This is a genomic window from Paenibacillus camerounensis (assembly GCF_000723885.1).
Taxonomy (GTDB): domain Bacteria; phylum Bacillota; class Bacilli; order Paenibacillales; family Paenibacillaceae; genus Paenibacillus_AQ; species Paenibacillus_AQ camerounensis.
Window position 1 is genome coordinate 70,915 of record NZ_CCDG010000057.1, and the last position, 19,087, is coordinate 90,001.

Annotated in this window: 19 protein-coding genes; 16 read left to right on the plus strand and 3 right to left on the minus strand. The window is 53.7% G+C overall.

The window, feature by feature from the left end; all coding sequences use genetic code 11:
* Positions 1-21 precede the first annotated feature (21 nt).
* Positions 22-369: a phage holin family protein gene (locus BN3772_RS21085; protein WP_042202008.1), complete on the minus strand. Its 348-nt coding sequence runs from the start codon at positions 367-369 to the stop codon at positions 22-24.
* A 142-nt stretch (positions 370-511) separates the two neighbouring features.
* Here BN3772_RS21085 and BN3772_RS21090 point away from each other — a divergent pair, with 142 nt between their 5' ends.
* From BN3772_RS21090 to BN3772_RS21115, 6 genes are all read left to right on the plus strand, one after another.
* A complete protein-coding gene (locus BN3772_RS21090) occupies positions 512-2,875 on the plus strand; it encodes an endonuclease MutS2 (protein WP_042202009.1) in 2,364 nt (787 codons plus the stop codon).
* A gap of 29 nt (positions 2,876-2,904) precedes the next feature.
* Positions 2,905-3,324, plus strand: a complete 420-nt coding sequence (locus BN3772_RS21095; protein WP_042202012.1) for a DUF350 domain-containing protein — start codon at positions 2,905-2,907, stop codon at positions 3,322-3,324.
* A 128-nt stretch (positions 3,325-3,452) separates the two neighbouring features.
* Positions 3,453-3,995 (plus strand): hypothetical protein, encoded by a 543-nt coding sequence (locus tag BN3772_RS21100; RefSeq protein WP_042202014.1) that lies wholly within the window; start codon positions 3,453-3,455, stop codon positions 3,993-3,995.
* A gap of 83 nt (positions 3,996-4,078) precedes the next feature.
* On the plus strand, positions 4,079-5,290 hold the full coding sequence (locus BN3772_RS21105) for an MFS transporter (protein WP_042202016.1): 1,212 nt from the start codon (positions 4,079-4,081) through the stop codon (positions 5,288-5,290).
* 36 nt (positions 5,291-5,326) lie between these two features.
* Positions 5,327-6,946, plus strand: coding sequence for a DcuS/MalK family sensor histidine kinase (gene dcuS / locus BN3772_RS21110; RefSeq protein WP_042202018.1), 1,620 nt, complete (start codon positions 5,327-5,329; stop codon positions 6,944-6,946).
* Positions 6,943-7,677, plus strand: coding sequence for a response regulator (locus tag BN3772_RS21115; protein WP_042202020.1), 735 nt, complete (start codon positions 6,943-6,945; stop codon positions 7,675-7,677). Before dcuS ends, BN3772_RS21115 begins: the two co-directional genes overlap by 4 nt.
* Positions 7,678-7,806: 129 nt before the next feature.
* Here BN3772_RS21115 and BN3772_RS21120 read toward each other — a convergent pair whose 3' ends face one another.
* Positions 7,807-9,111: a hemolysin family protein gene (locus BN3772_RS21120; protein WP_086074698.1), complete on the minus strand. Its 1,305-nt coding sequence runs from the start codon at positions 9,109-9,111 to the stop codon at positions 7,807-7,809.
* A gap of 211 nt (positions 9,112-9,322) precedes the next feature.
* On the opposite strand from BN3772_RS21120, the gene BN3772_RS21125 reads away from it, so the two are divergent.
* Positions 9,323-10,882 (plus strand): flavocytochrome c, encoded by a 1,560-nt coding sequence (locus tag BN3772_RS21125; protein WP_042202024.1) that lies wholly within the window; start codon positions 9,323-9,325, stop codon positions 10,880-10,882.
* 99 nt (positions 10,883-10,981) lie between these two features.
* Here BN3772_RS21125 and BN3772_RS21130 read toward each other — a convergent pair whose 3' ends face one another.
* Positions 10,982-12,223, minus strand: coding sequence for an NAD(P)/FAD-dependent oxidoreductase (locus BN3772_RS21130; RefSeq protein ID WP_042202025.1), 1,242 nt, complete (start codon positions 12,221-12,223; stop codon positions 10,982-10,984).
* 178 nt (positions 12,224-12,401) lie between these two features.
* Here BN3772_RS21130 and BN3772_RS21135 point away from each other — a divergent pair, with 178 nt between their 5' ends.
* The 9 genes from BN3772_RS21135 (at position 12,402) to BN3772_RS21175 (ending at position 19,033) form a co-directional block, all read left to right on the plus strand.
* The gene (locus BN3772_RS21135; protein ID WP_042202027.1) at positions 12,402-12,635 is read left to right on the plus strand and encodes a hypothetical protein; all 234 of its coding nucleotides are present in this window, start codon (positions 12,402-12,404) and stop codon (positions 12,633-12,635) included.
* Between the two features lie 64 nt (positions 12,636-12,699).
* Positions 12,700-13,092 (plus strand): spore coat protein, encoded by a 393-nt coding sequence (locus BN3772_RS21140; protein ID WP_042202029.1) that lies wholly within the window; start codon positions 12,700-12,702, stop codon positions 13,090-13,092.
* 277 nt (positions 13,093-13,369) lie between these two features.
* Positions 13,370-13,870, plus strand: a complete 501-nt coding sequence (locus tag BN3772_RS21145) for an Lrp/AsnC family transcriptional regulator (RefSeq protein WP_042174684.1) — start codon at positions 13,370-13,372, stop codon at positions 13,868-13,870.
* A 13-nt stretch (positions 13,871-13,883) separates the two neighbouring features.
* Positions 13,884-15,104, plus strand: a complete 1,221-nt coding sequence (locus tag BN3772_RS21150) for an aminotransferase class I/II-fold pyridoxal phosphate-dependent enzyme (RefSeq protein WP_042202033.1) — start codon at positions 13,884-13,886, stop codon at positions 15,102-15,104.
* Between the two features lie 97 nt (positions 15,105-15,201).
* Positions 15,202-15,441: an aspartyl-phosphate phosphatase Spo0E family protein gene (locus BN3772_RS21155; protein ID WP_086074700.1), complete on the plus strand. Its 240-nt coding sequence runs from the start codon at positions 15,202-15,204 to the stop codon at positions 15,439-15,441.
* Between the two features lie 139 nt (positions 15,442-15,580).
* Positions 15,581-16,210 carry a TetR/AcrR family transcriptional regulator gene (locus BN3772_RS21160; RefSeq protein WP_052380629.1) on the plus strand — a complete coding sequence of 210 codons (630 nt, stop codon included), beginning with the start codon at positions 15,581-15,583 and terminating at the stop codon, positions 16,208-16,210.
* 29 nt (positions 16,211-16,239) lie between these two features.
* Positions 16,240-17,136, plus strand: coding sequence for an alpha/beta fold hydrolase (locus BN3772_RS21165; RefSeq protein WP_042202035.1), 897 nt, complete (start codon positions 16,240-16,242; stop codon positions 17,134-17,136).
* A 171-nt stretch (positions 17,137-17,307) separates the two neighbouring features.
* On the plus strand, positions 17,308-17,871 hold the full coding sequence (locus BN3772_RS21170; RefSeq protein ID WP_042202037.1) for a cob(I)yrinic acid a,c-diamide adenosyltransferase: 564 nt from the start codon (positions 17,308-17,310) through the stop codon (positions 17,869-17,871).
* 1 nt (position 17,872) lies between these two features.
* A complete protein-coding gene (locus tag BN3772_RS21175; protein WP_042202038.1) occupies positions 17,873-19,033 on the plus strand; it encodes an RluA family pseudouridine synthase in 1,161 nt (386 codons plus the stop codon).
* Positions 19,034-19,087: the final 54 nt, after the last annotated feature.

The following is a 19,087-nucleotide window of genomic DNA, read 5'->3' on the forward strand; positions in this document are numbered from 1 at the left end:
TACTGCAAGACAGGTGAGGGATTACTTCCCGGCTTCAAACGGCGTGGATACCGGCAGGAAAAGATCGATGATCCCGATGACCAGTGCTGCCAGCAGAGCGCCGAGAATAGTGACGCTAACTCCGCTCACAATGAACTGGGCGAGCCAGATAACGAGGGCACTGACGAGAAAACCGACGATTCCGCGGCCGAACGGGGTTGCTTTTTTGCCGAAAATCCCTTCAACTACCCAGCCGAGCAGCGCAATAACAAGAGCCAGTACCAGAGCACTCCAGAAACCGCCGATCGTGAACTGCGGAACAATCCAGCCTACGACGAGCAGCACAATGGCTGCCACCACGAAACGGACTACATGACCTAAAAATCTCACTGGATAAACCTCCTTTGGCCTTCGCATAAGGATATGTGCAGTTGTTATTGTGACCTGAGTCCGGCTTTTCTATGCCTCAAATAGCGCAAATGGGCCGAATTAGGTATAATGTAAACATCTATGAAGGGAGCTGTGACTGTAATTGGACGACAAAATTTTGCATACGCTTGAATATCGCAAGATTTTAAATAAATTGATGCAATATACGCAGACCGGGATGGGAAAGCTTGCTGCGGAGGCGCTGAAGCCTTCAGGTGACTTAGAGGGAGTGAAGCAGCTGCTTCAGGCCACGGATGAGGCGGTCAATGTGGACCGGCTTAAGGGCATTCCTTCCTTTGGCGGGGTAAGCGATATCCGTCCTGCCCTGAAGCGTGCATCAATCGGGGGGATGCTCGGTACGGTTGAGCTGCTCTCTGTTGGCAATACGATCGGCGGAGCACGCCGGGTCAAGCGTTTTCTGGCCGCATTACATGAGGAAGAGCCTATTCCTATGCTGTATGCCTTGGGTGATCTGCTCTCTGAACAGAAGCATGTAGAGGATGCCATCCGCTCCTGCATCGATGAGGATGCGAATGTGCTTGATTCGGCCAGTCCTGAGCTTGCCGGCATACGCCGGGAGCTGCGCGGCGGCGAGGCGAGAATCCGCGAGAAGCTGGATTCCATGGTCCGCTCTTCCTCTGTAGCCAAGATGCTTCAGGATCAGCTTGTGACGATCCGCGGTGACCGTTTTGTCATTCCGGTCAAGGCGGAATACCGTTCCCATTTCGGCGGGATTGTACACGACCAGTCCGGCTCGGGGGCAACGCTGTTCATCGAGCCGGAATCCATTGTGGCTATGAACAACAAGCTGCGCGAGACCCGGCTGCGCGAGGAACGGGAAATTGAGATCATTCTCCACAGGCTGACCGATATGGTCGGCAGCATTGCCGAGGAAATGGCCTACGATGTCGATATTCTCGGCCAGCTGGACTTTATCTTTGCCAAGGCCCGTCTGGCCCGTGAGATGAAGGCGACCCAGCCAAGGATGAATGACCGCGGTTATCTGAAGCTGCGCAAGGGCCGTCACCCGCTGATTCCGGCAGAGCATGTGGTGCCGCTGGATGTGGAGCTGGGCAACCAGTACAGCTCCATTATCGTTACCGGACCGAATACCGGCGGTAAGACAGTAACGCTGAAGACGATCGGTCTGCTCAGCCTCATGTCGATGTCGGGCTTATTCGTCCCGGCTGAGGAAGGCAGCCAGATGTGTGTTTTCGATGCTATCTATGCCGATATCGGGGATGAACAGAGCATTGAGCAGAGTCTCAGCACCTTCTCCAGCCATATGACGAATATTATCTCCATTCTGAAGCGGATGACTCCCAAGAGTCTGATCCTGCTGGATGAGGTTGGCGCAGGAACAGATCCGGCTGAAGGCTCAGCGCTGGCAATCGCCATTCTGGAGCATATCCACCGCACCGAATGCCGGATGATTGCTACAACACACTATAGTGAGTTGAAGGCCTACGCCTATGAACGTAAAGGCGTCATTAACGCCAGTATGGAATTTGATGTGCAGACCTTAAGCCCTACATACCGGCTCCTGATTGGTGTACCGGGACGAAGCAATGCTTTTGCGATAGCTGAGCGGCTGGGCCTGCCAAGTGCTATTCTGGAGCATGCCCGCGGTGAAGTGAAGGAAGAAGATATGCGCGTGGAGCATATGATCGCTTCCCTGGAGGAAAACCGGCTTACTGCCGAGCAGGAGCGTGAGCGGGCCGAGGGTATCCGCCGCGAAGCTGAGGAATTCCGCAAACGCCAGCAGCTTGAGCTGGAGAAGCTGGAAAGCCAGCGCGACAAGCGGCTGGAGAAGGCGGAGAAGGACGCAAGCGCCATTCTCGACAAGGCGCGTAAGGAAGCCGAGGAGATTATCAGTGATCTGCGCCGCCTGGCTATGGAGGAAGGTGCTTCGGTCAAGGAGCATAAGCTGATTGAAGCACGCCGCCGCCTGGATGAAGCAGAGCCGGCACCGCGCAAGAAGGCAGTATCCCGCACCGCCAAGGCCCCGCGCCAGCTGCAGGCCGGTGATGAGGTGAAGCTGCCGAGTGTGAATCAAAAGGGCTATGTAGTGGAGCTGAGCGGAACGAAAGAGGCGGTTGTCCAGTTCGGAATCATGAAGATGAAGGTCAATGTGAGTGACCTGGAGTTCCTTGCCTCTGCACCGGATCAGCACGCGCCTGCCCTGCGCAAGGCAACGACAGTCAAGCGTACCCGTGATGAGAATATCCGCACTGAGCTGGATCTGCGCGGAACCAACCTTGAAGAAGCCATCATGGAGACAGACCGTTTTATTGATGAAGCGTTCCTTGGGAATCTCGGACAGATCCATATTATTCACGGTAAGGGGACCGGCGTACTGCGGACCGGAATCCAGGAGTATCTGCGCAAGCATAGACATGTCAAGAGCTACCGGCTTGGAAATTACAACGAAGGCGGCGCGGGAGTAACCGTGGCTGAGCTTGAGTAGCGGGGAAGCCCGGCAGAAAGAGGGGAAATATGCAAGGGAATATTGATCTTTTGCTGGATCATCCGCTGGGCGCGCTGCTCGGTTATTTCACTGTAGCCATTCTGGGTCTGGTAATCTTCCTGTCCTTTTTTGAAATGGTGACCAAGTATAAGTGCTGGGAGGAAATCCGTAAGGGGAATCTGGCAGTGGCGATGGCTACCGGCGGCAAAATATTCGGGATCTGTAACATCCTGCGCTTCAGCATTGAGGCCGGGGCCTCTATTTACGAGACAATGAAATGGTCGCTGGTCGGATTTTTACTGCTGCTGCTCGCCTACTTCCTGTTCGAATTTCTAACCCCTGTCTTTTCGATTGACGATGAAATTGCCGCGGATAACCGGGCTGTCGGGTTTACAGCACTGCTGATCTCGGTCTCGCTGTCCTATGTGATCGGAGCCGCGATATCCTGATTTAGGAGCCGAACTGATGAAAATTCTGATCCGGGTGCTGTTTATCGCCGCCGCCGCTTTTTTAGCCGCGGGAATTCTATATCTGGTATTAAACTGAACTGTATATGTGATGTATGAAGGAGATAGTGATGATGGAAACAACTGTATGCCCGTGGTGCCATACCGAAATTGTGTGGGACGAGGAATTCGGGCCTGAAGAGACCTGTCCGCATTGTAACAATGAGCTTAGCGGCTACCGGACGATTACTGTAGGTGCGGATGATCTGGAGGACGAAGAGCCTGAAGCTTCTGAGGAGGAGGAATCCGAGGAGCTCAGCAATGATAACCTGTGGGATGATGACGATAAGGAAAGCGTAGTTCCGATCTATAATACGCTTAGCCAATTCGGTGAGGACTATGACCTGCAGCAATATGAGCTAAGTGTTGCCGCAGTTCTGGCTGCACAGCTTGAAGCACCGGAATGTCCGCAATGCCACGAATTGCTGGTTCTGGCCGGCAGCCAGCCGGTAACCGGCTTTGAGCCTGCAGCTTCCGAAGCGCTGAGCGGTCCTGTGCTGAAGGCGCCGTTCTCGCTGAATCTGTATGTATGTCCGTCGTGTTTCCATGTGCAGCAGAGTCTGGCTCAGGAAGACCGCATTCAGTTTGTACGCAACCTGAGCAGCGGACAATAACAGGACTTCTTATATTAAGCCCGCCTGCCGGACAAGCTATACAGGATTGGTTGTCCAGTCCAGATGGCAGGGAGGGCGTTACATTGAGTAAAAAACCACACAATCAGGCGGCTCTGCTGCTTGCGGTGAACGGATTGTATCTGCTGGCGAGTGTGCTGGCGGGTACTTTTTTGAATGTGTATTTGTGGAAAGCCCGTCAGGATTACAGCATGATCGGCTGGTTTGCCTTCAGCCAGCAGGTGGCAGTGGGGCTAAGCTTTTGGCTGGCCGGCAAATGGGTCAAGGAGCACAATAAAATGAATGCCCTGCGGCTGGGAATCGCCGTATCGGGCATTTTTTATTTGCTGGTGCTGTGGGCCGGGGACCATACATCCCGTTATATCTGGCCGCTCGGACTGATCCTTGGCGTGTCCATCGGGTTATTCTGGCTGGCCTACAATATTATCTACTTTGAAATTACGGATGCACAGAACCGTGATCATTATAACGGCTGGATGGGGCTGCTTGGTTCGCTGACCGGCATTGCCGGCCCGTTTCTGTCCGGCTGGCTCATTTCCAGACTGCAGGGGCAACGCGGATACAGGGTAGTGTTCCTTGTCTCACTTTGTATATATGCCGCCGCGGCTGTACTTAGTTTTTGGCTGAAGAAAAGGAAAAGCGAAGGAGCCTATCTCTGGCTGGAGCCGTGGCGGGAGCTGCGGAGAAGCGGCAGCGGGTGGCGTCCGGTTGCCGGGGCACTGCTGTTTCAGGGCTTAAGGGAGGGAGTCTTCTCCTTTCTTATTGGTCTGCTGGTATACATTGCAGCGCAGGCGGAGAGCAGACTCGGGCAATTCGCCCTGATTACTTCGGCGGTCTCTTTGCTCAGCTACTATGCGGCGGGCAAATGGTTCAAGCCCCGCTACCGTTCTGCAGGCATGCTTACCGGCGGAATTCTGCTGTTGGCCGTTATGGTCCCGCTGCTCTGGAAGTTCAGCTACGGCACACTGCTGCTGATGGGAATCGGCACCTCGCTTGTCATCCCGCTGTATATGCTGCCAATGACATCTACCAGCTTCGATCTGATGGGCGAGTCGGCGGAGAGCGCCGGCAAGCGGGTTGAATGGGTGGTGCTGCGGGAGCTGAGCCTGATGAGCGGGCGGCTCCTGGGTATGCTGGTGTTCATCGCTGTGCTGTCAGTCAGCAGCTCTACCCGGGTAATTATTGTATTGCTGTTTGCTCTGGGAGCGGCCCCGCTGGGCAGCTGGCTGCTGCTCCGCCATAGGCTTCATCGCGCAGAAAGCGGCAATATGCCATAATGAAAGCAGGACAAGCCGGAGAGGACTTATCAAGAAATGGCCAGAAGAAAACTAATCGGTTTAAGGACCAAGGTTGCCATAATGGTGTCGGCTGTTGTGCTGCTGGTGCTGCTGATGCTTTATTTTATTTTCAGAAATCAGATTATTCCGCAGACCCGCCATGCACTGGAGGATAAGGCGTATGCCATTGCCCGCACCCTGGCTTTAATTCCGCTGATCTCTGACGGCTTGAATACGGGGAGCAGCAAGGAGATCCAAGCCTATACCTCAAGAATTACCCGCCGCAATGATATTATGTTTGTTGTTGTAATTGATATGAACAGTATCCGCTATTCGCATCCTGATCCTTCGCTGATCGGCAAATCGTTTGTCGGTGGCGGACAGCAGGCTGCACTGCGCGGTGAGGAGAGCATCTCGGAAGGGGAAGGCATGCTGGGGCGCTCTCTGCGCGCTTTTGTTCCTGTATATTCGGGCCAGGGGCATCAGGTGGGAGCGGTAGTTGTAGGACTCTCGATGGAAAGAGTGCAGCGGCTGGTCAGACAAAATGAATGGACGCTGATAGCCATCCTCCTGTCCGGTGCGCTGCTTGGAGCCGGCGGCGCTTTTATTCTCGGCCTCAAAATAAAACGGATGATGTTCGGCATGGAGCCTGCAGATATCTCCAAGCTGCTGCAGGAGCGCAGCGCCATGCTGCAATCCATACGCGAAGGCATCATAGCTGTAGATGATAAGGCCGTTATAACCATGGTCAATGTGGAGGCTGAACGGCTGCTGGCCAGGGCGGGTATTGCCGGCAACGGGATGACACGGAGCATTGGTGATTTTTGGCCGGAGCTCAGACTGGAGCAGGTGCTGTCCAGCGGAGAAGCCCGGCAGGACCGGGAGCTTGAGCTGAACGGTATAACTATACTGGTAAGCTGCGTCCCTGTACGTGTAGCCGGTGAGATGGTTGGGGCGATTGCCACCTTCCGCGACAAAACGGAGCTGGTTGTGCTGGCAGAACGCTTGTCCGGTATCTCGGTTTATGCCGATGCCCTGCGCGCAGGGGCGCATGAGTTCATGAATAAGCTGCATGTGATCATGGGCATGACGCATATGGGTCTTTACGTGGAGCTGCAGCAGTATATCTCAGGGACGGTCAGCAATTACCAGAATGAGATTGGCTCCATCACCCGGCAGATCAAGGACCCGGTCATGGCCGGCTTCCTGCTGGGGAAGCTCAGCAGAGCAAGGGAAACGGGGACGGAGCTTGTACTCGGCCGGGACAGTTATCTCCCTGAGGCCGCAGATCCGCAGCTGATCCATGAGCTGATTACCATTGCCGGCAACCTGCTGGATAATGCGATGGATGCGCTGGAGGGGCAGGCGGTCAAGGAGATAAGGCTTTCTTTTCACTACGACGGCGGAATTCTCCGCTGCACGGTATGGGATAACGGACCGGGTATTCCCCGGCAGCTGCAGGAGCAGATCTACACTCAGGGCTTCTCTACCAAAGGAGAAGGACGGGGCTTTGGCCTGTATCTGGTGCATAAAAGCATAGAAAAGCTGGGCGGCAGGCTGGAGATCATCTCCGGCAGCGTGAAGGGAGCGGAAGCGGCAGGAACCGAATTTACCGCAGAAGTGCCTTATGCCTTAAAGGATGGAGATCATACATGAACATTAAAGTGCTGATCGTCGAGGATGACCCGATGGTAGCTAAATTTAACCGCCATTATCTGGAGCAGGTGGAGGGCTTTGAATGTGCAGGCTGGGTAACGACAGGCGAGGAAGCCGCCAGGATGCTTGCGGAGCAGGAAATCGATCTGGTGCTGCTGGATATCTATATGCCGGGGACAAACGGCCTGCAGCTGTTGTCCGCTTTACGCGAGCAAGGCAGCACAGCCGACATTATCATTATTTCCGCCGCCAGTGACAATGCCAGCATCCGTAAGGCGCTGCAGCTTGGTGCTGTCGATTATCTGATCAAGCCGTTTGAATTCGCCCGCTTTCAGGCGGCGCTGACCGGGTATAAGGAGGAATATTATGCTCTAATGAAGCAGGAGGAGCCGCTAAGCCAGGAACAGCTGGATAAGCTGCTTAGGCATCCTGCAGGAGGGGAAGATGAAAAGACCTCCGCCCTGCTCCTGCCAAAAGGGCTGACTGAAGGAACCCTTCTGGGTATCTGGAGCATAATCTGTCAGCTGAAGCATCCGGTATTCTCCACTGAGGATATCACCGCCGGTGCGCCGATATCGCGAATCTCCGTGCGCAAGTACCTTGCTTTTCTCAAAGATGCCGGTGTGCTTGAGATGGAGATCAGCTATGGCGCGGTCGGCCGCCCGGTGTATATGTACACTGTAACCGCTGCGGGTAATGAAATTATAAATAAATATATCAGCGGACGATAAAAATTAAAAAAGCAAAAAGCCAATAAAAGGACCTCCCCGGGTCCTTTTATTGGCTGTACAAATACTGTGACAGCGATCTTTGGCAGCTTTGTTTCCGCAGGAGGGGGGGAATACCGCCCTTTAGTTCAGTCACTCCCCTGTACTATTCAGTGTGACCTTAATCTTGCGGATGCGCCGCTGTCCCACCTCCTGCACGGCAAAGGTGTAGCGGCCATAGGCAAACTCTGGTTTTTCCTGAGAAGAAGGAATCCAGCCGATCTGCCCGATTACAAATCCGCTAATCGTATCGTAGTCCTCCACCGGCAATTTGGCTGTAAGCACCTGCTGAACCTCACGCAGACTCATAGTGCCGTTGAACAGGTATGACTGGTCATCAAGCACCGTGTATTCTTCCTCGTGCTCGTCATATTCATCATAAATATTGCCGACAATCTCCTCAAGCAGATCCTCCAGCGTTACAATCCCGGCTGTGCCGCCATACTCATCAACCACCACGGCAAAATGCACGCGGTTCTGCTGCAGCTCCTCAAACAGCTCATGCGTTTTTTTGGATGCCGGGACGAAATAGGGGCGACGGGCCAATTCCCGTAAATTCCATGTGCCGCCGCTCCCCCCGTTAACAAACCGGATCAGGTCTTTACTGTGCAGAATTCCAACGATATTGTCTATGTGATTCTCATACAGCGGAAACCGGCTATAGCCTTCCTTCTCTGCCCTCCGCGCTACTTCTTCGGGTGAATCATGCACCGAGAGCGCGGTAATGTCAGTCCGGTGGGTCATGATATCCGATACCTGCTTATTGTCGAAATCAAAAATATTATTAATCATCAGCTTCTCTGCGGCCTGGATCGTTCCCAGCTGTGTGCCGCTGTCGAGCATCATCCTGATTTCTTCCTCGGATACCTCGTCGTCCTTCTCGTTCGGGTCAATACCGAATAGCCGGACCAGGAGGTTGGTGGACGCGGTTAACAATTTGACAAAAGGGGCAGCCACCTTTGACAGCAGATTGAGCGGGGCTGCAACGAACATGGCAATGGTATCGGCTTTTTTCATAGCTATACGTTTAGGTACAAGCTCACCCAGCACAAGTGTGACGTAGGACAAAATCAGGGTGATGAGTATTAAAGAAAGGGTATCCAGAATGGTAACTGCTACGGGAACACCCAGTGAAACGAGCAGGGCGGACAGGTCACCGGCAAAGTTCTCGGCAGCAAAGGCGCTGGCCATAAAGCCGGCTAGGGTAATCCCGATCTGGATCGTCGCCAGAAATCGGCTGGGCTCCTCAAGCAGTCCCTGAAGCAGCCTGGCTTTCGCGTTGCCGTCCTGGGCCATCAGTCTAATCTTGTTGTCGTTCAGTGAGATTAAAGCCATTTCTGATGCTGCAAAAAAAGCGTTAACAAGGATGAGCACTAAAACAACGACTAGCTCAATCAAATGACAAGCACCTCCCGGGTTATGTGGGATAACAGCCTGGCGGATGTTATTCCATACTATATACTTAACCTAAATATCCTTCGGACATTCCAACAGAAGGTTTCAGTTACTTTAGTTACAAAACAGTTTCTTTAATTACGTAAGCTTTCAATGCCCCCGGGCACACGCTATGATAATTGTGAAAATATGCACAAGGGGGCAGGAAATACAGATGAAAAAGAAAACAGCAGCCGCTCTTCTTCTCATTCTTTCCGTTATACTCGTTATCGCGGGATGCGGTAACGCAAACAACAGCACTAATACGGAGAATAACGCAGGCGGGAATAAGAGCACTAACAGCGCAGCAAGCGCAACAGAAGCACCTAAAGAGGCGGAAGCCGTTTCCGGGGCATCAGTTGCCAGCTATACACCACTGGATCAGTTAAAAGACAGCTACGACATTATCATTGTCGGTGCCGGCGGGGCAGGGATGACCGCTGCGCTTGAAGCGAAGGCAAAGGGCCTCAGTCCGGTTATTTTTGAAAAAATGCCGGTGGCCGGAGGGAATACTACCAAATCCTCCTCCGGGATGAACGCTTCCGAGACCAAATTCCAGAAGGAGCAGGGGATCGAGGATAAAAACGATCTTTTTTATGAGCAGACTCTAAAAGGCGGCCACGATACGAACAACACTGAAATGCTCCGTTTCTTCGTTGACAATTCCGCAGCAGCGGTTGACTGGCTGGATTCGATCGGTATCCGGCTGAACAATATCACCATCACCGGGGGTATGAACGAGAAGCGCACTCACCGTCCGGAGGACGGCTCAGCCATCGGCCAGTATCTGGTAAAAGGACTGGTGCAGAACGTTCAGGAGCAGGGGATTCCGCTGTTCGTGAACGCGGATGTGAAGGAAATTACCCAGCAGGATGGCAAGGCGGGCGGTGTAAAGGTCCTGTTCAATCAGGCCGATGAAAAAACAATTACAGGTAAAGCTGTCGTTGTAACGACAGGCGGCTTCGGCTCCAATATGGACATGATTACGGAAGTACGGCCGGATCTGGAGGGCTATGTAACCACTAACCAGATCGGCAGCACCGGTGACGGCATCAAAATGATTCTGGCCCTGGGCGGAACAACCGTTGATATGGACCAGATTCAGGTACACCCGACGGTACAGCAGGACAAATCCTATCTGATCGGCGAAGCTGTCCGCGGAGAAGGCGGATTGCTTGTCTCCAATGAAGGTACACGGTTCACCAATGAGCTGGATACCCGCGATAAGGTAACAGCAGCCATCAATACCCTGCCTGAAAAAGCGGCATATCTGGTTTTTGATTCCGGTGTGAAATCCCGCGTTAAGGCTATTGAGCAATATGAAAAAATGGGCTTTGTCATCTCGGGCGATTCGGTCCAGGCATTGGCTGAGGCAATGGAGGTGCCTGCTGACAAGCTTCAGGCTACAGTTGATACCTGGAACGCAGCAGTTGCCGGTAAACAGGACGCCGAGTTCGGCAGAAAGACCGGAATGGATAATGATCTGTCCGCCGGACCGTTTTATGCCATCCAAATCGCACCGGGGATTCACTACACCATGGGCGGAGTGAAGATCAACACCAATACTGAAGTACTGGACAAAGACGGCCAGCCGATTGCCGGACTGTTCGCTGCCGGTGAAGTAACAGGCGGACTGCACGGCGAGAACCGCATAGGCGGTAACTCTGTTGCCGAGATTATTATCTTCGGCCGCCAGGCCGGTATTAAATCTGCCGAATATGTACAGGCGCAGTAATTAGGATCATTTCCCTGAGCTGCATTCATTCATGCGGTGCGTCAGACATAGATTCACCAACAAGCAGCCCCGGCTCACATGAGCCGGGGCTGCTTGTTGTTATGTCGGTTGTACGGCAGGGGCAGGCGATGGCTTAGCGCTCCTTGTAAGCGAGAACAGTTCAAGCTCGGGGCGGCTCCGTCCGGCAAGCGTATCAGCCAGCAGATCAGCAGCAATCATGCTGTAGACAGTGCCGTTGCCGCCGTACCCTTCAATGAAGTAGCAGTGCGGATAGTCAGGATGCGGTCCCATGTACGGCAGCCCGTCCCGGGTCGAGCCGAATACAGCTCCCCAGCTGAATTCAGCTTCCACTCCTGCGATCTCCGGAAACAGGGCTTCGACCTCCTTCAGCAGCAGCTGGCATTGGGATAACACGCGGACCTCACGCCGGTCGGGATCAGTCAGCTGTTCATCTTTGCCCCCGGCAATGATACATCCGTCAGGAGTGGTGCGGAAGTACAGGTAGGGCCGGGCTGTCTCCCAGAGCAGGCTCTGCTCATGCCATTTGGGCATACTGGCCAGAGGGCGGGTTTTGATGGCATAGGTATTGATCAGCTCGGCTCCCCGGTCCTTTTTCATCTCCTGGGTCTCATAGCCCATTGCAAAGATTACATTCTTGGCAAAGATCCGGCCATGGTCGGTATAACAGATAACACCGTCAGCGCTGTATTCGTAATGCCGGGCTCTGGTATGCTCATAAATACTTACCCCGCCGGAATGTGCCTTATTAATCAGGCTGTGAACTGTACGGAACGGATTGGTCTCGGCATCACCCCTGGAGTACAATGCGGCCGGCTTCGAAAAGGAATAATGGGCCCCTATTTTGTCCGTATCCCAGAACTCCGAATCAAATCCGTGTGCTGTCAGCGTCCCGTGCTCCTGGCGGAGCATCGGAACATCCTCCGGCGTACTGGCATAGAGCAGGCTGCTGCGCGGAATGATCTGGGGGTCCATATCAAGCTTGCTTGGCAGCTCCAGTATCTTGCCCATTGCTTCCTGGCACAGCTTATAGAACAATACGCCGTTGGCTTCGCCGAAGGTGTTAATACAGGCGGTCAGCGATTTATCATTTGCAATCTGCAGCAGGCCGGTATTGGCATGGGAGCTGCCGCCGGCAACTGCTCTTTTGTCGATCAGGACGGCTGAAGCCCCGGTGAGCGACAGGCGGTAGGCTGTCATGGCTCCGCCCATACCGCCGCCGACAATCAGGCAGTCACAGGTTATATCTCCATCAAGTGTCTTATATACCGGGGGATTGGATAAAGTTGATTCCCAGGGAAGTTGTCCGCTGTCAAGTTTCATAAGTGTCTCTCCTTAATGAGATTCCGATAAGGTAGTATTAGCAGTCCCGCCCGCGCTGATGCACAGGAAGCAGGACCATTTTATTCTGTCAGGGACAGTTGCGGTAACCACATAAACCATAAGCTGCTGAAGCATAATAAGGACTGCTTGTACATCAAGAAGGAGGGAACTAAAGAACATGCAATCTAACCAAATGCAGGCTCTAAGCGGTAAAGAACTGGAATACATCGCCGACTCCATCTCTAATGAAGATCTGCTTATCAAGCAGCTGGCTGCAACTGCAGGCACAACCCAGAATCAGACAGTCCAGCAGATTTGCGTCCAGCACATCCAGAGCCACTCCCAGCACATGAATTCGCTGATTCAGCTGCTGCAGCAGCATCAGCAATACGCGCCGGCGCAGCCGCAATAATGCAATTGACTTCATTACTTGACCTTGCCTTAAGTCTATAAACAACAATCAGGAGGTAATGCTAGTGAACGCACACAACGGAACAGCCTTTATGGCAGACGAGGATTTGCTTAATACCGTTCTGGCCGATCTGAAGCGCACGGTGCGTGAATATACGACCGCTGCGACGGAATCGAATTGCCAGACTGTCCGCAGGGTCTTCAATGACCTCACCATGGACACACTGCGTCTGCAGGGTGAGCTGTATACCCGGATGTCGCAGATGAATATGTACACTCCGCCGGGAAAAGCGCTGCGCCAGGATGTCGACAAGCAGATCCAGACCGCACATCAGACACAGGCCAAGTGCCAGCAGTTCGTCCAGCAGAAAACAGGCGGGGCGGGCGCATTCAATCAGGCGGCAGGCATACCGGTGCATCAGCCGAATGTGCACAATCATAACCCATACTATATGTAAACCTGCCCAGCAGGTGATGAAGCACAGCAGGTGCTGCTGCTTCTGAGAGCTGTAAACAGTCCGTTCACACCGGGAATTCCGGCAGAACGGGCTGTTTTTACTGCTGCGGATAACGGCGGAGCCCGAAGGTGAATAGACTGTACAGCCGGCGGCCGGGCTTATGCAGGGTTATTTTGTTTGCAGAAGGGACATTTTCATGTCATATTAGTATTAAACTCTTTTCGCTGGTGCCGCGCTGAAGACGCAAGGCGGCAGGCGAACTATCCGGGGGGAAGGCATGAAGGAAATGGACGAATTAAAACGGAAAGTGCTGGAACTGCTCAAGGAGGACGCCCGAAGCTCTGCGGCGCTGATGGCGACCCTGCTCGGAGCGGAAGAAGAAGATATCAAGACAGCGATTGAGCAAATGGAAAAAGACCATGTTATTGTAAAATATGCGACTGTCGTGAACTGGGATAAGGTGGACGATGAGCGGGTAACCGCACTGATCGAGGTGCAGATTACACCGGAGCGCGGCCGCGGCTTTGAAGGTATTGCCGAGCGCATCTACCTGTATCCGCAGGTGAAGTCCGTCTATCTGATGTCAGGCGCCTATGACCTGCTGGTGGAAGTAGAAGGGCGGAATCTCCGCGAGGTCGCCAACTTCGTCTCCGAGAAGCTCTCGCCGATCGATTCGGTGCTGTCAACCAAAACCAACTTTACGCTCAAAAAATACAAACAGGACGGTATCATCTTTGAAGAGCATGAAGAGGACAACCGTCTGCTGATATCTCCGTAAAGGAAGTAATCATATGATCACGAATAATCAGAAGCAGACCGGAGAATCAGGCAAATCCATGAATTCCTATCTGGCGCCGCTGGTTCAGCAGATTCAGCCGTCAGGGATCCGCAAGTTTTTTGATCTGGCTGCAGGCAGCAAAGATATTATATCGCTTGGTGTCGGTGAACCCGATTTTAAGACGCCCTGGCATGTAAGAGAAGCCTGTGTCTATTCGCTGGAAAGAGGCTTTACAGGTTATACCTCTAATGCGGGTATGCCGGAGCTGCGTGAAGGCATTGCGAATTACCTGCATTCCCGGTTTGCAGTTACCTATGATCCCGCTAACCAGATTATTGCTACAGTAGGCGGCAGTGAAGCCATCGACCTGGCACTCCGCGCCTTAATCTCGCCCGGGGATGAAATCCTGATCCCTGAGCCCTGTTATATTTCCTATTCACCGATTACTTCTATCGGCGGGGGGATTCCGGTCGGAATTGAAACGTTTGGTGAGAATAACTTCAAGTTAACGGCTGCAGATCTGGAAGCCAAGATTACACCGCGCTCGAAGATCCTGATCCTGTGTTATCCGAGCAATCCTACAGGAGCCATCATGACGCGTGAGGACTGGGAGCCGATTGCCAAGGTAGTCGAGAAGCATGATCTGATCGTTATTTCCGATGAGATTTACGCTGAGCTGACCTACGGCAGCAATCATGTAAGCTTCCCGTCGCTGCCCGGCATGATGGACCGGACGATTCTGGTCAGCGGCTTCTCCAAAGCCTTCGCCATGACCGGCTGGCGGATGGGCTATGCCTGCGGGCATCCTGATCTGATCTCCGCGATGCTGAAGATTCACCAGTACACCGTGATGTGCGCCCCGTCCATGGGTCAGGTAGCTGCTCTCGAGGCGCTCACTAACGGGATGGAGGAGAAGGACCGGATGACGGATTCCTATAATCAGCGCCGCCGCCTGATTGTCAAAGGCCTGCGCGATGCCGGGCTGGATTGTCATGAACCCCAGGGCGCCTTTTACGCATTCCCGAGCGTCCAGCGTACCGGTCTTACATCTGACCAGTTTGCCCAGCGCCTGCTGATGGAGTACAAGGTGGCGGCAGTACCGGGCAGTGTGTTCGGTCTCGGCGGCGAAGGCTATCTTCGCTGCTCCTATGCGACATCCGTAGCCCAGCTGAATGAGGCCATCGAGCGGATCGGCGCCTTTGTCCAGCAGCTGGAACGGGAGCGGACGGAATAAGGCAGCCTGCAATAATGAACCTGTAACCCGGGCAATAGCACTTCTCTTTTGTGTATGGTATTATTTTACTATTCCATTTCATTAGGAGGGACGACTGATGCTTATGGGGGATTGTTACCTGCCTTCCTACCGTGGGGGATACTATCTGCAGACCGGACATCCTGCTGTCGATGCTGCCGCGCGCAAGCGGACGCTTGAAGATGAGATTCTGGCTCTCCGCAGCAGAATGGAGCAGATTTTTGTCCAGGAGAAATCCTTTACCTCTGAGCTTGTCATTGAGATCAGCTGTCTGCTGGACCTCAAAATTAATGAATATATGAGGGGGGCATACCACTGAGCCTGGCTTAGGTGGAGATTCCCCCTATACAGAGAGCCTTCGGGCTCTTTTTTTTATGTTTTAATATTTGCTGTTAATATCTATAAAATGACTTATAATGGAATATGAATGAACGATCATTCATTTCTAGGAGGTAGCGATGAGTATTCAGAGCAAGCAACTGGAGCAGCACTTTATAGATACGTTTGAGCAGCTGCTGCCGGACCGGGCCGGCCGGCAGATTATCCTCCATGCCGTCGAGGTGTTTTCCAGGAAAGGCTTTGCCGGCACCAAAATCAAGGATATTGCTGCCAGTGCCGGGTTCAGCCAGGGCTATGTGTACATGTATTTTAAGTCCAAGGATGAGATTTTTACCAGAATTGTGGAGCTGGCTTCAACCGGAGCAGGATTATCAGTCCGCTTTGCAGCCGGGCTGGAGGGGACGGCATGGGAGCGAATCGGCTGGCTGACGGAAGCATTTCTGGCACCGGACAGTCTGGCGATGCAGCACTGGCGGCTGATTCAGCTCCAGACAGCAACCTCGGAAGCCATTCCGGAGGAAGCAAAGCGTATTGCGAAAGCGAAAATCCGCGAGCCCTTTGAACATCTGGTTCCACTGATTGTGGAAGGCCAGCGGGACAAGGATATTGTAGAGGGTGATCCGCTGGAGCTGGCCATCGGTTACTTCTCTTTTGTACAGGGTCTGGGAATTGCCAGACTGCAGACTGCGGAGCAGCATTCTTTTCCTTCTGTAGACCTGGTGCTGCGTTTTATGAAGAAGGACCGTTAGGCTAATTTAACCGGAGGGCGGAATGGAGCATGGTCAAGGTATTCAGAAGCGAGGCCGGTAAAAAACAGGTGCTGCAATCGTATAATGAGCTTTTGGGACGGTGGGGTGTAGCGTTTAAGGAGCTGGATGTGGATACACCCTATGGGACAACGCATTGTATAACTGCCGGTGACACCGCTTTGCCGCCGCTGCTGCTGTTACACGGTGTGGGTGACAATTCGGCGGTGATGTGGCTGCTGAACATGAAGGAGTTGTCCCGGCATTTTTACTGCATAGCGGTTGATACACTGGGCGGCCCCGGTAAAAGCATGCCAAATACAAGCTTCCATAAAAAGACCTTTAATCAGGTGGACTGGATCAGCTGTGTGGCTGACGGGCTTGGACTGGAGCAGTTTTATCTTGCAGGCGTGTCAAACGGGGCGTACATGGCTTTTAACTATACAGTCAACGAGCCGGAAAAGGTGCTGAAGGCTGTCTGTATGGAGGGCGGGATGGTCACTGCACCGTTAAAAAGCATGATCCAAACGCTCCTGATGATGTTCCCGGAGATCCTTATGCCTACCCGCAACAATCTGCTAAAGGTATTTAACAAGCTCAGCTCGCCGGAATCCCGGCTGCGGGAAAAACATCCCGAAGTAGCTGAGCATGTGGTGCTTCTGATGAAGTATCACAATCAGCAGGCGATGTTTATACATAAGCCGCAATTGTATGATCAGGACCGGTCGCAGGCTGTATTAGAGAAGCTGTATTTTCTGCTGGGGGATTACAGGCTGGACCGGAAGAAGGACTTCACAAGCGTACTGGACCGCGGGAATTTCCGCTACTCCGTTATTCAGGGCTCGGGTCACGGCGTTAACCATGAGCAGCCGGAGCGTGTGCACCGGAAGATGATTGATTTTCTCAAAGAAGATCAGGTCCTGCAATAATGATGAAGATTGGCCCCGGTGAAAAGCAGCACCAGAAGCATGACATCTCTCGCTGCTCGCTGAGGCAGTTATTTACATGGCAGAAATGCCGCGCTTTATTTGCCTAATCTGCACAGATGCGATTACACTATAATTATGTGATTGATTGTGCTGAGGGGGAGGAAGATTGCTATGGCAATTTATACACGTACGGGGGACAAAGGAGAGACTTCAGTGATCGGCGGCCGGGTAGGCAAGGATGATGTCCGCGTTGAGGCCTATGGAACGATAGATGAGCTGAACTGTTTTGTAGGTCAGGCCCGCAGCCTGATGGAGGATGAACGCTTCGCCGATGTGCGGGAGCAGCTGCTGGAGGTTCAGCATGAGCTGTTTGACTGCGGCTCGGATCTGGCTTTTGTGAAGCTGAGTGAGAATAAGTATAAGGTTAAAAGCGAGATGGCTGGCCGTCTGGAAGGCTGGATCGACCAGCTGCAGGCAGAGAATCCGGTGCTGGAGCGTTTCATCCTGCCGGGAGGCAGCCAGCTGTCCTCGGTGCTGCATGTCTGCCGGACGGTCTGCCGGCGGGCCGAGCGGCGCGCGGTTACGCTCGGGCGCAGCGCAGACATTAATCCGGAGGCGGTTATTTATCTGAACCGGCTGTCTGACTATTTCTTTGCGCTTGCACGGGCCGCAAATACAAGGCTGGGGATTGCTGATGTGGAGTATGTACGCAGCAAAAAGGTGTTCCGTAACTAAAATGAGCAGCTACTACCCGCCGTTAAACTATATTGTGCCGCCGTCCGAGGACGGCTGGCTGCTCAAAACCATTCTGCAGAAGCGGATGGATATCTCCCGCAAGCTGCTGTCCCGGCTCAAAATGACTGAGCAGGGCATTATGCTGAACGGGGAACGCATCTACATCAGTGTAAAGGTAGCTGCTGGTGACCGGGTGGAGATCCGGATGGAGCAGGAGACCTCGGAGGACATTCTGCCGCAGGATATCCCCTTCGACATTCTTTATGAAGACGAGCACCTGCTGGTAGTCAACAAAGCCGCAGGGATTATTGTACACCCGACACACGGGCATTACACAGATACCCTGGCTAACGGAGTCGTCCACTATTGGGCGGCAAAAGGGGAGAAGTACCGCTTCCGGCCGGTTCACCGGCTGGATCAGGAGACCTCCGGCGTGCTGGTGATTGCGAAGAACCCGTACAGCCACCAGCATATCTCCGAACAGATGATCGCCGGCACAGTGGACAAGCGTTATGCTGCTTTTGTACACGGAGTGCCCGCTTCACCTGCCGGTGATATCGACGGTCCCATTGACCGTGACCCGGCAGAGCCGCACCGGCGGATTGTGACGCCGGACGGTTATCCCTCCTTGACCCGTTACGAGGTCAAGGAGGTCTACGGAGACCGCGCTGCGCGGGTCGAGCTGAAGCTGGAGACCGGCCGCACCCACCAGATCCGGGTGCATATGAGCTCGATCGGCTGTCCGCTGATCGGTGACGGGATGTACCGGCACCCGCTGTACGGGCGGGGGCCGGGTGCGTCCGCAGGAGCTGACGGCAATGCTGCAGAAGCGGTGCCGGCAGATGCGCAGGAGCTGGCGGGTATAGCCGGGCCAGAGCCGGCGGAATTGCCGCTGGCTGTGCAGGAGCTGACATCAGAGGAGGCGCCTGTGCTTGCAGAACTTTCCGGGCTGGACCCCGGTCGGGAGTTAACAGCAGAGGAAGCGGTACAGCTCGCGGGCGTTGCCGGACTAGATGCGGCGATCCCTCGCCAGGCACTGCATGCGGTGCGGCTGTCGTTCAAGCATCCGGTCGGGCTTGAAGAGCTGGTTTTTGAAGCACCGCTGCCGCCGGATATGGCGCTGCTGGAGCAGAAGCTGCGGGAGGATGCCGGAGGCGAGTAGGCTTGGAGCTTTTGCGTGTCGCCTATGGCGTACGGTGTACGGTGTACGGTGTAC

Coding starts and splice junctions, on each gene's coding strand:
- BN3772_RS21155 (WP_086074700.1), top strand. CDS start 15,202: ATGCTTATGGGGGATTGTTACCTGCCTTCCTACCGTGGGGGATACTAT.
- dcuS (WP_042202018.1), top strand. CDS start 5,327: ATGGCCAGAAGAAAACTAATCGGTTTAAGGACCAAGGTTGCCATAATG.
- BN3772_RS21165 (WP_042202035.1), top strand. CDS start 16,240: ATGGTCAAGGTATTCAGAAGCGAGGCCGGTAAAAAACAGGTGCTGCAA.
- BN3772_RS21095 (WP_042202012.1), top strand. CDS start 2,905: ATGCAAGGGAATATTGATCTTTTGCTGGATCATCCGCTGGGCGCGCTG.
- BN3772_RS21175 (WP_042202038.1), top strand. CDS start 17,873: ATGAGCAGCTACTACCCGCCGTTAAACTATATTGTGCCGCCGTCCGAG.
- BN3772_RS21100 (WP_042202014.1), top strand. CDS start 3,453: ATGATGGAAACAACTGTATGCCCGTGGTGCCATACCGAAATTGTGTGG.
- BN3772_RS21115 (WP_042202020.1), top strand. CDS start 6,943: ATGAACATTAAAGTGCTGATCGTCGAGGATGACCCGATGGTAGCTAAA.
- BN3772_RS21160 (WP_052380629.1), top strand. CDS start 15,581: ATGAGTATTCAGAGCAAGCAACTGGAGCAGCACTTTATAGATACGTTT.
- BN3772_RS21125 (WP_042202024.1), top strand. CDS start 9,323: ATGAAAAAGAAAACAGCAGCCGCTCTTCTTCTCATTCTTTCCGTTATA.
- BN3772_RS21130 (WP_042202025.1), bottom strand. CDS start 12,223: ATGAAACTTGACAGCGGACAACTTCCCTGGGAATCAACTTTATCCAAT.
- BN3772_RS21145 (WP_042174684.1), top strand. CDS start 13,370: ATGAAGGAAATGGACGAATTAAAACGGAAAGTGCTGGAACTGCTCAAG.
- BN3772_RS21135 (WP_042202027.1), top strand. CDS start 12,402: ATGCAATCTAACCAAATGCAGGCTCTAAGCGGTAAAGAACTGGAATAC.
- BN3772_RS21170 (WP_042202037.1), top strand. CDS start 17,308: ATGGCAATTTATACACGTACGGGGGACAAAGGAGAGACTTCAGTGATC.
- BN3772_RS21150 (WP_042202033.1), top strand. CDS start 13,884: ATGATCACGAATAATCAGAAGCAGACCGGAGAATCAGGCAAATCCATG.